General features: G+C 28.7%; 13 protein-coding genes and 1 other annotated feature. Of the genes, 2 read left to right on the top strand and 11 right to left on the bottom strand.

Annotation, left to right across the window (positions count from 1 at the left end):
• Window positions 1–54 precede the first annotated feature (54 nt).
• From aroB to cls, 4 genes are all read right to left on the bottom strand, one after another.
• Complete coding sequence (gene aroB, locus T483_RS0104885; protein ID WP_026885831.1) at window positions 55–1107, bottom strand: 3-dehydroquinate synthase; 1053 nt, start codon at window positions 1105–1107, stop codon at window positions 55–57.
• Between the two features lie 127 nt (window positions 1108–1234).
• Window positions 1235–2248 (bottom strand): 3-deoxy-7-phosphoheptulonate synthase, encoded by a 1014-nt coding sequence (gene aroF / locus T483_RS0104880; RefSeq protein WP_026885830.1) that lies wholly within the window; start codon window positions 2246–2248, stop codon window positions 1235–1237.
• A 751-nt stretch (window positions 2249–2999) separates the two neighbouring features.
• Entirely contained in the window at window positions 3000–4160 is a 1161-nt protein-coding gene (locus T483_RS0104875; protein ID WP_026885829.1) for an MFS transporter, read from the bottom strand.
• 437 nt (window positions 4161–4597) lie between these two features.
• Complete coding sequence (gene cls, locus T483_RS0104870) at window positions 4598–6031, bottom strand: cardiolipin synthase (RefSeq protein ID WP_026885828.1); 1434 nt, start codon at window positions 6029–6031, stop codon at window positions 4598–4600.
• Between the two features lie 268 nt (window positions 6032–6299).
• Window positions 6300–6517, top strand: a binding site (T-box leader).
• 165 nt (window positions 6518–6682) lie between these two features.
• On the opposite strand from cls, the gene leuS reads away from it, so the two are divergent.
• Window positions 6683–9133: a leucine--tRNA ligase gene (gene leuS, locus T483_RS0104865; protein ID WP_026885827.1), complete on the top strand. Its 2451-nt coding sequence runs from the start codon at window positions 6683–6685 to the stop codon at window positions 9131–9133.
• 127 nt (window positions 9134–9260) lie between these two features.
• Here the strand turns inward: leuS and T483_RS0104860 are convergent, their stop codons facing one another.
• The 5 genes from T483_RS0104860 to T483_RS0104840 form a co-directional block, all read right to left on the bottom strand.
• Window positions 9261–9947 (bottom strand): response regulator transcription factor, encoded by a 687-nt coding sequence (locus T483_RS0104860; RefSeq protein WP_026885826.1) that lies wholly within the window; start codon window positions 9945–9947, stop codon window positions 9261–9263.
• Window positions 9948–10115: 168 nt separating this feature from the next.
• On the bottom strand, window positions 10116–11222 hold the full coding sequence (locus T483_RS0104855) for a sensor histidine kinase (protein WP_431603140.1): 1107 nt from the start codon (window positions 11220–11222) through the stop codon (window positions 10116–10118).
• Between the two features lie 329 nt (window positions 11223–11551).
• A complete protein-coding gene (locus T483_RS0104850) occupies window positions 11552–11755 on the bottom strand; it encodes a hypothetical protein (protein ID WP_026885824.1) in 204 nt (67 codons plus the stop codon).
• A gap of 39 nt (window positions 11756–11794) precedes the next feature.
• Complete coding sequence (locus tag T483_RS0104845) at window positions 11795–12478, bottom strand: hypothetical protein (RefSeq protein WP_026885823.1); 684 nt, start codon at window positions 12476–12478, stop codon at window positions 11795–11797.
• A gap of 220 nt (window positions 12479–12698) precedes the next feature.
• The gene (locus T483_RS0104840; protein WP_026885822.1) at window positions 12699–13640 is read right to left on the bottom strand and encodes a 2-hydroxyacid dehydrogenase; all 942 of its coding nucleotides are present in this window, start codon (window positions 13638–13640) and stop codon (window positions 12699–12701) included.
• A gap of 473 nt (window positions 13641–14113) precedes the next feature.
• Between T483_RS0104840 and T483_RS28725 the strand changes: the two genes are divergently transcribed.
• Complete coding sequence (locus T483_RS28725) at window positions 14114–14728, top strand: sensor histidine kinase (RefSeq protein WP_051560286.1); 615 nt, start codon at window positions 14114–14116, stop codon at window positions 14726–14728.
• A 128-nt stretch (window positions 14729–14856) separates the two neighbouring features.
• Here T483_RS28725 and dcd read toward each other — a convergent pair whose 3' ends face one another.
• Together dcd and T483_RS0104825 are read right to left on the bottom strand one after the other, a co-directional pair.
• Window positions 14857–15378, bottom strand: a complete 522-nt coding sequence (gene dcd, locus T483_RS0104830; protein WP_026885821.1) for a dCTP deaminase — start codon at window positions 15376–15378, stop codon at window positions 14857–14859.
• A 114-nt stretch (window positions 15379–15492) separates the two neighbouring features.
• The gene (locus T483_RS0104825; RefSeq protein WP_026885820.1) at window positions 15493–16236 is read right to left on the bottom strand and encodes a hypothetical protein; all 744 of its coding nucleotides are present in this window, start codon (window positions 16234–16236) and stop codon (window positions 15493–15495) included.
• Between the last annotated feature and the right edge of the window lie 245 nt (window positions 16237–16481).

Genomic DNA, 16481 nt, shown 5'->3' with positions numbered 1-16481 from the left:
ATATATTCAAAATAACACATAAGCATTCTAGCCTATTTTCTTTCATATCTATCATTAACTAAAAAATTCTACATTAGTCTTTTCTAAGTATGATTCTCCAATGCCTTTTAATAATACTACCTTTAAAACATTATCAATATTTTTCTTATCTAAAGCTATAGTATCTAAAATTTCTGAGCTTTCTTCTATTTCAACTTCATAAGGAAGATTATATTGCATCAATATATCTTTTATCTGTTCACTTACGCCTTGATCAGTTAAACCTTTATTTTCTGCGATTTTACTTATTTCATACATTCCTATAGCTACTGCTTCCCCGTGTGTAAACTTCTTAAAGTTATAATATGTTTCTATGGCATGGCCCAATGTATGTCCAAAGTTTAACAACATTCTTTCTCCAGTATCTTTCTCATCATTTTCCACAACGCATTTTTTTATAAAGCAACATCTGTGGATAATCTTTTCTATATTGTGCATAACCTCTTCTTTGTTTTTCATGTTTTTTAAGAAATAAAAGAATTCCTTATCCTTTATGCATCCATACTTAATAACTTCTGCCATTCCATCTCTGAAAAATCTTTCGCTTAAAGTTTCAAGTACATTTGGATCTATTAAAACTAATTTAGGATGATAAAAACTTCCTACTAAATTTTTGCCTCTTTCCAAATCTACTGCAACCTTTCCACCAACGCTGCTATCAACTTGAGCAAGCAATGAAGTCGGCATTTGAACGAAATCAACACCTCTTAAGAAAGTTGATGCAACAAAACCTCCAAGATCTCCAATCACTCCTCCTCCTAAAGTTATAATTAAGTCACTTCTTGTAATTTTAAAATCTAATAGTTCATTATATATCAAAGGAAGGGTACTAAAGGCTTTAGTTTCCTCACCTGGTTCTAGTTCCATTAGCTTAACCTCATATCCTGAGTTAATTAAACATGATTTTATCCTATCTCCATAATGAGAACCTACATTTTTATCAGTTAGTATAAATATCTTTTTACCTTTAAAAACTTTTTGGATTTCCAGATTCACTTCATCAATTAATCCTTTTTTAATTATGATTGGATAACTTCTTTCACCAAGTTCAACAACTAAATCTTCCATTTATAAACACTCCTCTTTTAATTAAACAGTTAGCATTATGACTAAGATTACGTTATAACTCTTTTCTATTTTTTAGATACTTGTAATAAGTAATTGTTAATACCAACTGTTCTTTAATTTAATAATTTTATATTTCTCTTCCAACAGCCGCTGCAATAACTTTTAACTCTTCCATAAGCTTTGCAAACTTACTTGGCTTGATTGATTGTGGTCCATCACATAATGCATTTTCTGGATCATTATGAACTTCAATAATAAGTCCATCTGCCCCAACTGCAACTGCAGCCCTTGCTAATGGTTCGACCATCCAGTACTTTCCTGCAGAGTGACTTGGATCAATTATTATAGGTAAGTGACTTAATTTTTTAATAGCAGGCACTGCACTTAAGTCTAAAGTGTTTCTTGTGTAGTTTTCAAAGGTTCTTATTCCTCTTTCGCACAGAATTACATTTTCATTTCCTCCTGCCATAATGTATTCCGCTGACATTAACCATTCTTCTATAGTCGCCGATAACCCTCTTTTTAATAATATTGGTTTATTTGTTTTCCCAAGTTCCTTAAGTAAATCAAAGTTCTGCATATTTCTAGCACCAACTTGAATCACATCTACGTTATCCACAAATATTTCTATATCATACGGAGACATAAGTTCTGTAACTATTGGTAATCCTGTACTTTCTCTTGCTTTCTTTAAAAGCTCTAACCCCTCATATTTCATTCCTTGGAACGCATATGGTGAAGTTCTTGGCTTAAATGCACCGCCTCTTAAGAAGTTTGCCCCGATTTCTTTAACTTCTTTAGCTATTTCAGTGATTTGTTCTTCACTTTCAACCGAACATGGCCCTGCAATCATTGCTATTTTCTTTCCGCCGATTTTAGCCCCATTAATATCTACTATTGTATCTTCTGGATGAAACATTCTATTTGCCTTCTTGAAAGGTTCCTGTACCTTCATAACTCTTTCAACTATTCCATTAGCTGCAACAACCGAAGGATCTATTATACTTGTATCTCCAACTAATCCCAAAATACTAACATCTGACCCAACAACTAAGCTTACCGAAACTCCCTTCGCCTCAAGTTGTTTTGTTAGTCTTTCTATTTCTTCTTGCTTTGCTTTTTGCTTTAATATTACTACCATTTTATATTGCCCCCTTGCATACATTCGATTATTTGCGAAAAAAAATGGAACTCATGTATAATGAGTTCCATAAAATATCAATACTGATATATATTATAAACTTATATAAAATATAAATAACTCATCAAAAAGGTACTTTTCAGTTTTTTGCAAAATAAATAGCCAGCGCTAAAATAAAAGCCCCAGAATGTAAAATAAAAAAAGCTATAAAATTTTTGCATAACTGATTTTACAATATCCTTTTCCATGATTTTCTCCATTTCTAAATTTAATAATTATTTTTACGAACATTAATTACAATATTTACATTTAAAATTAATCTTTTTATCATTATAACAAACTATAGTTAATTGTCAATACAAATTAACACTTTTTAAACATATAGTTAGTTTTACAACTAAAACATCAATAATTTTTCCATAATTATATCAATTCCAAAATTATATATTATGTTTTTTACTTATTTATCAATTACAATTCAAATTCAAATTCAAATATATTATCAACTGGCTAATTAGGTTAAATCAGTTAAGCATTAAATTTTTCTATTTCATATTTAATTAGCATTTTTTAATGAATACAAAGAATATACTCCATTTACTTCCATCAAGAAAATAATACCAAGCTATTCTGTTATTTAAATATTTATTACAGTTTATATTATAAAACAATTATCAAAACACTTATGATGAGAAATAAAAAAGAGGTACCGTAATTCACGACACCTCTACATTTCATGCTATGATTTAATTTATACCTGAACCTTCTTACCATTTGGAAGAATTTTTATAGAAACTAGCAAAGAAATTACCATAATTGAGAAACCAACTAGATACATTGCAGTATATCCAAAGTTTCTTTGGATTGCACTAAACATATGTGGGTATACAAAGTTAGCTCCTGCTGATCCTAGCACACTAACAAATGAATATGTACCAGCAACTAGTTCATCATCAACTACTTCTCTTATGTATTTAAATAAAAATGTTAAATAGCATCCATACATTAGACCATGTAGTTGATCTCCTAAAACAACTAAAGGTATTGAACCCGTTGAAAATAAAAATATCCTAGTTGTTCCTATAAGAAATGCTATTATTAAATATTTCTTAGGCTTTTTATCCTTTAGGTACTTTCCTACAAGCATAAATGATATAAATTCAACACATACTCTTGAAAATATAGATTTACTATATATAGAGTTAGCTAAATCTGCATTTCCCGTTATTTCAATTAAATATGTTGAATATGCAAATTCTATTGCTGTATAAGTCCCTATGATTAAAATATTAATTATTCCGAGAATTACTGAATTTTTATTTTTAAATACAGCAATTAGTTTTCCCCTATTGGGATTTCCATCTGTTTCAGTGTTTTTAAACTTCATAGCTATTAATAATATAACTATACATGCCATTATAATTCCTATTATATGTATGGTTTTAAATCCATATTTTAAAATTATAGTTCCACTTAATAAAACTACGCACCCAAATCCTATAGATCCCCATTTTCTTATTTCTGAATACTCTACATTTTTTCTAACTGCTATTTCTTCGACATATACTTCATATACATTTCCAATTGTTTGCACTATAATTCCATAAAGAACTGCATAAAAATATATAATAGTCTTGTTAACAAACATTAAAAATATTATCATACCAATAAGTGCACATAAATGTATGATAATAAATCTTTTCTTATTTTTTCTCATCGAAAATTTACTTACTAGAAATTGCTGAGAAAGAATTGCAAATAGCGCTCCTATTGATACTACAGTTCCAACTTGACTTAATGATAATCCAACCACTTGATTTAAATATGGCACATAGAAAGTAGTCACTATGCTTGTTACTCCATAATTTATATAAGTAGTCAAGGAATAATAAAACTTTTCTTTGTTTTTCATATAATACTCCAATCCTAATGAATTAAATATTTCTCCTACTCACTTGTATTATTAAATTTATATATTAAATTATACTCTGTTAAGAAAAAGTTTCCATAACTTTAGCAACTTTGCAATAGATTAATATTTTATGTATATATGTTCCAATAATAAATTCATATTTAAAACTCTATCAAGCCAAGTGCTCAATTAAAACTAGAATGTGGAAACTTAATTGCAACATATATAAACTCTACGTACCAAAGCTTATAGCTTGTAAAATTATCGCCTATAGATATAATGATGTTTATGAAAATAAGTATTTAAGGTTTCATAAAAAATATCCTTAACACCTGCACATCTAATACATATTAAACTGCTTAAATTCATAGACCCACTCTTTTATTTCTTTAAGTAAAAGAGTGGGTCTATCATAATTCTAAGTTTCCTATAACATTCTATAATATAGGAGATACTAATCTAATCAAGGATTCCTTAATCTTGAGAGAAAGACTCCTACTATCATATATTTCCATAGTTATCTCATCCGAACACTCAATATCATTCATGAACTGCTTTTCTCCATCCTTTGCAATTCTATCATCGTAAATAAATGCATTAACTTCAAAGTTAAGCTTAAAACTTCTAATATCTAAATTAGCTGTTCCTATACTCATTACTAAACCATCAGCCACTATTGTTTTTGCATGAATAAATCCGTTTTGATAACTATATATTTTAACGCCTGCTTCTAGTAATTCCCCCACATAAGAACTTGCTGCCCACTGCATAAAGAAATGATCTGGTTTTCCTGGTATTATAAGCCTTACATCTACCCCTGATAATGCAGAAATTTTTAATGATTCCAATATTGGTGAATCGAGAACTAAATATGGAGTCTCTAAATACAAATTATTTTTAGCATTGTTAATTAATTTTAAATAAGCATTTCTAATATATTCTTCCTTGTGATCCGGCCCGCTAGTAACAATCTGTATTCCTATATCTCCTAAGTCTTTCTTGAACTCTTTTGCATATTTATTATAATCGCCTATTTTTTCACCAGATGCATGGCTCCAGTCCAATAGAAATCTTTCGTTTAACGCATTAACTGCCTCTCCCTCTATTCTTACATGGGTATCTCTCCAGAAACCAACTTCAGGATCCTCATTTATATATTCTTTTCCGACATTAAAACCTCCAACATAACCGTACTGACCATCAATAACTACTATTTTTCTGTGATTTCTATAATTTATACGAGTATTTATATGAGGTAGAATCCCCGGAAAAAACAGTGAAAACTTTCCACCTGCATTCATGTATTCCCTAAGAACCTTTTTTCTTAACTTGCGCGATCCCATACTATCTAGTAATAATCGGACCTCTAATCCACTTTTAACTTTTTTAGTTAATTCATCAAGTATCTGCTTTCCAATAGCATCTCCTCTAAATATATAATATTCAACATGAATAAACTTTTTAGCATTCTTTATGTCTTCAATTAATTGTCTAAATTTTTCTTTGCCATTTGTATATACATCAATTTTATTATTAGTAGTATATTTCACACCCGAATTATTAAAATTTAGTCTTCTTAAATCAGCAAATTTTTCTCCGCCATCATGACCGTGTTTATCAGGTTTGTATGTATCATTTAAATTTTTTCTTTTCTTCTCATCAAACTTTATTTTTTCCTTAAAAATTTTTTGCCTACTTAGATTTTGACCAAACATGATGTAAATCACAAATCCAAGGCCAGGCAAAATCATTAATATTAATATCCATGCCCATGTTGTGGTTGGATCTTTTCTTTCTATAAATACTAATGATAAAGAAAAAAGTATATTTAACACTAAAGTTATAACTATTAAGCCTAAAAGTATGTTCATTGATTCACATCCCTATATTAAACTCTTCTCTATTCTAATATTGTATCATAATAACTTATTCTAAAAAAAATATTATTTGCTTTTTTAGAAATAATATTAATTTAAGTTGAAAATTAATTTCACTTTTGATAACACACCACCTGCTAATATCATTCTAAATATTACATGAACAATCAGTAATAATACATTTGAACTATCAAATGAATCTATATAAGTCAACTTCTTGACTTTTTTAGATTTCTTAATATATAATATTATTAAAATTTTATATTGTGCGATGAATAGGAGTATTAGTAATAGCTATATCTTAAAGAGAGCTGTTGTTTGGTGCAAAACAGTGTTATATTATTATGAACTTGCCTAGGAGCTTACTTGTTAAAAGCAAGTACGGTAAACCCGTTAAAATAATAAGTGAGAAGGATAAATTTATTTTTTATCTCTTCTAATTAAGAGTGGTACCACGGAAATTATGCTTTCGTCTCTTTGTTTTAGAGATGAGAGCTTTTTTTAATTTATCTATTCTCATTATGTAAATCTAATATTTTAATTAAAATTATGGTTTTAATAACATATTCTTTAATTATTATAAATGTTTTTCTTTTATATGCATTATATTGTGCATTTTACATTAAAATTATAGGAGGCTATATCATGGCAAATTACGGAACTAAAATTGATGAAAAATGGCAAAAATTTTGGGAAGAGAACGAGGTTTATAAATTTAATCCTGAAAACTTAGATAAAAAGCTCTATACATTAGAAATGTTTTCTTATCCATCAGGTGCTCAATTACATGCTGGTCACTGGTTTAATTATGGTCCAACAGATTCATGGGCAAGACTTAAGAGAATGCAGGGGTATAATGTATTTCAACCAATGGGGTTTGATGCCTTTGGATTACCTGCTGAAAATTATGCTATAAAAACAGGAATTCATCCTCAAGATTCTACTTTAAAGAACATTAAAACAATGGAAAAACAATTAAAATCTATGGGGGCTATGTTTAATTGGGAAAATGAAGTTGTTACTTGTCTTCCTGATTATTATAAATGGACCCAGTGGTTATTCCTAAAACTTTACGAAAAAGGGTTAGCTTATAGAAAAAAGGCTCCTGTAAATTGGTGTCCATCATGTAATACGGTTTTAGCAAATGAGCAAGTTGTTGATGGAGCTTGCGAAAGATGTAGTACAGAAGTTAAGAAGAAAGACCTTACTCAATGGTTCTTTAAAATAACTGACTACGGTGATGAATTACTTGATAAGCTAGATGGTTTAGATTGGCCTGAAAAAACTAAATCTATGCAAAAGCATTGGATTGGAAGATCTTATGGTGCACAAGTTACTTTTAAGGTTAAAGATTCAATTTTAGATTTTGATGTATTCACTACAAGAGTTGATACTTTAAATGGTGTAACTTATGTAGTTTTAGCCCCTGAAAATCAATTAGTTGATCAGCTAACACTTCCAGAATATAAAGAAGCTGTGGAAAGCTATAAAGAAGCTGCTGCTAAACAATCTGACATTGAAAGACAATCAGTTTCAAGAGAAAAAACAGGTGTATTCACTGGATCTTATGCTATAAATCCTATTAACGGAAGAGAAGTCCCTATTTGGATTTCTGATTACGTGTTGGCTACTTATGGTACAGGATGCGTTATGGCTGTTCCTGCCCATGATGAAAGAGATTTTGCTTTTGCAACTAAATTTAATCTTCTAATTGAAAGAGTTATAACAGATAAAGATAATACTGATCCAGAGCTTCCATACTGCGAATATGGAGTACTTGTTAACTCAGGTAAGTTTGATGGATTAACAACTGATGAAGCTAAGAAAAAGATCGTTGAAGAACTTGAAAAAGACAAATTAGGTCAAATGAAGGTAAACTTCAGACTAAGAGACTGGTTAGTATCAAGACAAAGATATTGGGGTGCTCCAATTCCAGTTATATATTGTGATGATTGCGGAATAGTTCCAGTACCAGAAAAAGATCTTCCAGTACAACTTCCATACGATGTTGAATTTACTCCAGATGGTAAATCACCATTAGGTAAATCTGAAAAATTTATAAACACCACTTGTCCTCATTGTGGAAAGCCTGCAAAAAGAGAAGCTGATACTTTAGATACATTTGTATGTTCATCTTTTTACTATTTAAGATATGTAGACAGTAAAAACGAGGATGCGCCTTTTGATCCTGAAAAAGTAAACAAAATGCTTCCTGTAGATAAATATGTCGGTGGACCAGAACATGCTTGTATGCATTTATTATATGCAAGATTTATAACAAAAGCTCTAAGAGATATGGGATATTTAAACTTTGATGAACCATTCTTAAGCTTAACTCACCAAGGCTTAATCTTAGGACCAGATGGACTTAAAATGAGCAAATCAAAAGGAAATACTATTTCTCCTGATGATTATATTAAAGAATATGGCGCTGACGTATTTAGAATGTACTTAATGTTTGGATTTGGTTATACTGAGGGTGGAGCTTGGAGTGATGATGGAATAAAATCTGTTGGTAAATTTGTAGATAGAATTGAAAGAATTCTTGAAACATGCAGAAATGTAATAAATTCAAGCGATAATACTAAAGATTCTATTGATTCAGCTGAAAAAGAATTAAACTTCTGGAAACATAATACTATTAAAGGTGTTACTGAAGACGGAGATAAAATGCAATTTAACACTGCAATAGCAAGACTTATGGAACTTACAAATGCTCTTAACAAGTATACTCAAGAAAATATTAAGAACACAAGCTTCTTAAAAGAAACAATAGTTGATTTCATAAAATTACTTGCACCATTTGCTCCTCACTTTGCAGAAGAACAATGGAGCTTACTTGGAAATAACTCAACAATTTTTAATGAAAAATGGCCAGAATTTACCCCTGCTGCTTTAATTAAAGATGAGGTTGAAATTGCAATCCAAATAAATGGTAAAATAAAAGCTAAAATCATGGTAGCTTCTAATTTAGATGAAGAAGGTATAAAAGCTACTTCATTAGAGAATGAGACTATTAAAGAAAATACTCAAGGTAAAACTATCGTTAAAGTAATTGTAATTAAAGGAAGACTTGTTAATATAGTTGTGAAATAAAAGGGTGGCCAATTGGCCACTTTTTTATTAGCTATATGCTTATTACCTTAGTCAAATTTTCACAATGCTCTTTTAATTAATTAATAGAATATATAAAGATCTGATGAGCTTATTTCAATATTCAAATTTAGGAATTAAACCTATATCCAGTTCCCCAAAGTGTTTCAATATATTCTGGATTTCCTGGATCTTTTTCAATCTTCTTTCTTAACTTTTGTATATGAACTGCTACAGTTGCCGTATCTCCGTAATAATCCTCTCCCCATATTCTATCGAACAACTGATCTTTAGTGAAAACTATATTAGGATTAGAAGCTAAAAATATCATAAGCTCATATTCTTTTGTAGTAAGAATAACCTCTTTTCCATTTACAAAAACTTTATGAGAATCCGTTCTTATCTCTAATGCTTTATGGCTAATAATATTGAATTGTGGTTTATTTCCTGACAACCTCTCATATCTAAGCATATGAGATTTTATTCTGGCTACTAATTCGGCAGGACTAAAAGGTTTTGTTAAGTAATCATCCGCACCAAATCCTAACCCCTTTATTTTATCAATATCTTCACTTCTTGCTGATACTATTATTATAGGTATTTCATATTTTTCTCTAACGTCTCTTACTATTTCATACCCATCTTTACCTGGCAGCATTAAATCAACTATTATGAGATTATATGTACCCATAAGAGCTTTTTTTAATCCTTCAGTTCCATCCTGAATTATTTCCACTTTATAGCCATTTAATTGGAGATACTCTTTTTCTAGTTCAGCAATATTTATATCATCTTCTATAATTAATATTTGTTTCATGTGCTTCCTCCTCTTTATTATTTATACCATTAAAGAACACAATGTCCGATAGCTAGTATCCGTAACACTTCCTCTTCTTTAAGCATTGGATAGCAGCTGCTCACTTCTGAACATTGTGTCCATTGTTAATATGAAAATTCAGCTAGAGCTCCCTCCACCTGAAAATCTTCACTTTATTGGTAGTTCTATAGTAAACGTACTTCCCTTTTCCATTATACTTGATGCATAAATTTTTCCTCCATGGGCTTCTGCCATTTCCTTTGCAATTGCAAGTCCTAAACCTGTACTCATAAAATCTTTTGTACGTTCTGTATCTATACGGTAAAATCTATTAAATATATTTGAAAGTTTATCTTCTGGAATTCCAGGACCATTATCTTTAATTTCTATCTTAATCCATTCATCATTATTACTTAATTCCACTTTAATTATTGAATCTTCTTGTCTTCCGTATTTTATAGCATTCCCTATAACATTTCTAATAACTTGATATATTCTTTTTCCATCTATGTTAACCTCTAATTCTTCCGACAACCTATCTTCAAATTTAAATTCAATATTTTTTTCTTTAAGAACAAAATCAAATTCTTCCATGAGATCACTCATAAATGACCTAAATTTAACTATCTTAAAATTAAAATCTAATTTCTGCATATCTAATTTTGAAAATAAAAATAAATCGTCAATAAGATTGTTTATATAAATAGTATTATTATGAATTATATTTAGATAATTTTTTACTTTATCTGGTGAAGTAACAACATCATCTACTAAGGCTTCAATATATCCATTAATTGAAGTAATCGGTGTTTTTAAATCATGAGAAATATTGGCTATCAATGCTTTTCTATTTTCTTCATACTCAAGTTTCATCTTTTCAGATTTCTTTAAAGTTTCAGCCATTTTATTAAAATCGTATATTAAAATTCCAATTTCATTATACACGTCATTATCTATTTTCACATCATAATTACCTCTAGCTATTTGCTCAACACCATCTTTTAACTTCTCTATAGGTTTCATAATTCTTTTTTCCATTCTCATTGTTATATATATGTGAGAGCTCTGATGAACAATAAAAATCATTGCGAAAAATATAGTAACTGCCTTTACATCTACAAATTTGAATATAGAAAAAACAAGCAGTATACTTATTAAAATTCCTGTTGGGCGCATCCATCTTAAATATCTATGTATCCTATTAAATTCATTAAATTGCTTATGATGAGATTTATGATGTATTTTTTGATGCTCATAAACTAATTCATAACGCATCTCATTTAATTCTTTTAGTTTTTCAAAATATTCCCGATGTTCTATATCAATTCTATTATTAAAATGAGTATGAACTCTTCCTCTAAATCTTCTAATCTCAGCCACCACCTTAAAATAAATTTCGACTATTGTAATGATTATAACATTACAAATTAACTTTTGATAAATTAAATTAAACCCGCCTATTAATAATTCTCATAAAATAAATTCTATGAGATACTTAAATTTTGATTGGGAACAAATCTCCTTATTTATAAAAGAAAATCTCTAAATAATTGAATTTTTACATCAATAATTTAGAGATTTCTGAATTTCAAACCCTCTTTACATTAAGAAATATTCATTTTTCTTAATAGATTTTTAACATCAGTTGCATATATATATTTATCATCTTCTCTAATCATTACTCTAGTGCGACATTTAAAACATTTACTATCACAATGTGTTGTCTCAAATTCAATCCCTCTATTTTTTAAAGCTTCAGTTAATTCATTATACTTTTTAGTGTTATTACAAATAATATACTTTGACATTTAATATCTCCTAACCCGGTATATACAGTTATAGTACGTTTACCAAACTAAATCTAGTGATCCATTTACAGTATTTTCGCCTTTAGAGGAAATTTCTACTTTCTCAACTTCATTATTTTTGTTTGCATATATTTTTAATACAGCGTCGCTGTTTTCAGAACACAATAATTCTTTTATAAATTTATGATGCTTATGAAAACCTCTATCATCATTTTCCTTCATTTGTCTTATGTGCTCCTTTATCTTTTCTTCATCCATTCCTTTATGGAATTCTTTATGCATATCCTTAATTTCTTTAAATACTTCTTTCAACTCTAAAGATATAATAGCTTTTTCATCCTTTTCTTCAACTTGTACATTATTTAATAGATTTAATATAAAAGTGATTTTTGAAAGGCCTCCTTTTATTCCACTATGACCATGCACTCCGTGCATATTCATCCCATGATTATTCATATGCATTCCTCTATGGAATCCATGATGTGGGCAATCCTTTATATTAAATTCTGAATTACTATCATGTTTTACTTTTTTGCCTTCAGCATCTAAATCAACATTTATATTAGCTTTTGTTTCCCCACTTTTAGTATTGGTTTCAAATTCATTAGAAAATGATAATACTTTCACATCACCTTTAGCTGCTTCCAATTTTATATTTCCTTTAAATATTTCTTTTTCCTTCATAGTTTTAAATACATCATATAATACTTTAATTTTATTCATTTATAACGCCTCCTGATATTTTCAAGGATTTATTTCCTTGCTTGTTATGAATTCATTATAAAATCCAATTTTAAAAATCCTTTAAAGCAATTTTAAAAATTTTATAAACAATTTTCAAATAATATAAAAATGATACCTATGTTCTAACACAAAAAGTGTATAACCCATAGGCATCATTTTAAAACTCTAACTTCTTATTTTTACTTTTTATAAACTTATGTTACATTACATTTTGAGGAGTACCTTTTAACCATTTTTTTATATTATCGAAAACAATAACAGCTCTTTTTTCAAAGGCTTCTGCTGTTGCAAATGCAACATGAGGAGTAACTATTAAATTTTTCGCTCCAAACAACACATGATCAGTAGGAATTGGGGGCTCAATTTCAAATACATCTACTCCAGCACCAGCAATTTTGCCACTATTTAAAGCTTCTGCAAGCGCTAAGCTATCTACAACAGGGCCTCTTGCTGTATTTATTAGAATTGCACTTTCTTTCATTAATGATAGTTTTTCACTATTTATTAATCCTTTAGTACTTTCATTTAATGGAACATGAAGTGATACTATATCACAATTAGCCATTAATGTATCTAAATCTACAAATTCAATTCCTTCAATATCTTTTTTAGTTCTGCTATAAGCATATACATCACAGCCAAAAGCCTTAGCAATTGCAGCAGTTCTCATCCCTATTGCTCCTGACCCTACTACTCCAAACTTCTTTCCTGCGAGTTCAAATCCAACAAGACCATTCTTTGTTCCACCTTCTCTAGTCACCTTATCACATGGTATAATATTTCTATATAGAGAAATAACCATACCAAATACTAAGTCTGAAACTGCAACAGTTGAGTATCCGGCACAATTGCATACTAAAATGTTTCTTTCCTTACAGTAATCCATTGCAACATGATCTACTCCTGTAAATGCCACACAAATCATTTTCAAATTTGGACAGTTTTCTATTACCTCTTTTTTATATGGAAGATTAGATAGTACTACAGCATCAGCATCTTTGCTTCTTTCTATTAATGTTTCGGTATCTTCTACTCTTGTATCATAATATATTATATCTACTTCATTTCCTAAGCTATCCTTTGCCATTCCTAGTAACTTGTCCTTATTTACACCTAATGGTTCTAATATTACTAATTCCATTTTCTCCATTCTCCTTTATATATTAATTTATATTTAAAACTTATATTATTTTATAGATAAACCAGCTATGAATTTGATTTATGCTCCGAAATATTTTCCATGCCATGAGGTGAAATACTTTTTCTGTAACAGGCATTAAAAATGAGCTTCTAAAAGTTCTTTATCTACATTATAATGATACATCCCTATTACAATCTTTTGAATAGGGATACGTAAAATTTTCTATTTTAATTATTCTTAGAGAAAAAAATTACTATATTTTCTTCTAGAGTGTCCAAGAAAATATCTGAACCTTTTTTTCACCTTAATCAGCATATAAATGATATTTCTGAACGGAATTTCGGAAATAAAATTGAAATGCCAGTATATGATGAATTGCGTGAATTTGTAAATAGCATCAATGTTATGTCTGAAAAACTTGGAACATATGATAAATCCCAAAAAACGTTTCCCCTGAATTTAGAACTCCACTTATGTCTATACAAAGTTACGCTGAGGGTATTAAATATGAAGTTATTGATAGCAATAGTGCCGTTGAAGTTATACTTTCTGAAATTAAGCGTATGACTCACTTAGTAGAAGGTCTACTTTACCTCTCTCTGCTTGATGCAATTGAAGAGAATTATAACTATTCAAGTCTAAATCTTAATGATTTACTAAACAGCTACTTGCAACGTATGAGTTTATTAGCTCAAAACAAAAATATAAATATAGCTATAAATATTTCTAGTAATACAATTATTGTTAATGGAGATGAAGAAAAGCTTTCTAGAGCTATTGGTAACATTTTAAGTAACTGCATAAGATATGCAGTTAGAGTTGTTATGATACAATTAAAAACTACTGATAACAATATAGTAAGTATATCTATATCAGATGATGGTCCTGGTTTTAAAGACTATGAACTTGCAAATATATTTGAAAGATTTTACAATGTAAAAAATGGAAATTTCGGATTAGGATTATCTATTAGCAAAAATATCATCGAAAAGTTAAATGGTAAAATCAGTGCTAAAAATTCAGCCTCAGGAGCTTTATTTGTAATAGAATTACCTATTAAGAATGGAAGTGTCACTAAACTTAAATAAAATATTATTCACATATCGTATTGGTTGCTTCAACTTACTAAATCTTAATTTTATTATTATAAGTAAGTTTTAGTAAGTTGAGCATATTTACGAACTTAATTTTAAAGTAATCATATTAGTAAATACAACTATTTTTCAAAATCTTTATACATTAAACTTGGTTGTATTCCTGTATTGTTCTGATATTTGCCGCTGTTATATAAATCATATTCTCCATGGATATCATGATAATATATTTGGCATATTTCTACATCAGGATAAACTTTTATTGGCTGAACGCAAAAAATTTCTAGCGTCCAGTAACCTGAAAATCCAATATCTCCGAATCCGGCTGTAACGTGAATAAATAATCCTAACCTTCCTGTTGAAGACCGTCCTTCAAGCATAGGAACATATTTATTAGTACTCGTGAATTCATTTGTTCTACCTAAATATAATTTACCTGGTTCTAATAACAATCCATCCTTCGGAATTTTTATCACTTTTGTTGGATTTGGAGTTTTCATATCTAAAATATCATTTTCATAAACTAATAATTCATTATGTAAAGATAAATTGTAACTATTAGGATTTATTTTTTTCTTATCAAATGGTTCAATTATTATATCACTACCAATATTTTTTAATATTTCTTTTCCTGATAATATCATTAGTTATCCTCCTGCTATATCCATTAACAAATAGTTTCTAATGTATCATTTTAATGTATTAAAGTTAATAAACTTTAAATCCCCGACAAATAATACCGCAATATACAGATGAATTTATGCATTCAATATTTCTTTAAACTGAAACAATATTTTTTTAACATTCTCTTCATCTAGAGGCTTATAGCTATTTAAATATCCTGAAGCATCAAGGGCTTCATAAGCCTTCTTACTCATTGAAATCCAATTTTCAGGTATATAAATCCATACTATATCCTCATATTTACAACTTAATAAAAAATGTTCTAATCCTCTAAATGCATATTCTTCAATTTCATGGAGTTCATTTAGCGTTTTATAATCATTAACTATTTTAGAACTTAACTCACATTTATATATGTCTACATAAAAGAAATCAAATTTATTTCTTTTAGCTTTGAAAGCATCACCTTTTATTATTCGTATCTTTTCATTTTTAGGAAAATTATTATTATATAATTTTATTATTTCTTCACTAATTTCATATACGATAACTTCTTCTACGCTATCTTTTCTTGCAATTTCTTGAACTACATATCCAACACCAAGTCCAATCACACCAACTTTTCCGTGAGCAAAAGAAATTGCTCCATATGAACTTTCCACTGTCTTTGGTGTGAGTTTCATTAAATTATTACCATTTTTATATAATTGAACTATATCTATATCATATTCTTCTTCATTTTCATACATATAACCTTGTAATTCTTGCTTTATTATGGTATCTTTAACTATTTTATAGTCGCCACAAGTTCCTTGATTAATTAAGTCACTATATCGCTTTATCTCTTGGAACACAAAACTTTTATTATATGGTTTCATAGTTAATTCCCCTTCTTACAATATTTAATGCAAAATCTTAATAAGTCCTATTCATTATAGCATATTTTCCAAATTTTGTATAATACTGCACAATTTATTTATTAACATTATATATTTAATAAACCATAATATAATAGCACATTCTTAGCCATAATATAACTATTAATATTAACTTTTTATTTTAATATATATATGCTATACTTACTTTAATGATTTAATATCATTAATATTTCATAAAGTAGGTG

This window comes from Clostridium beijerinckii HUN142 (genome assembly GCF_000621745.1).
Taxonomy (GTDB): Bacteria; Bacillota; Clostridia; order Clostridiales; family Clostridiaceae; genus Clostridium; species Clostridium beijerinckii_A.
This window is presented reverse-complemented; position numbering and strand designations above follow the sequence as displayed.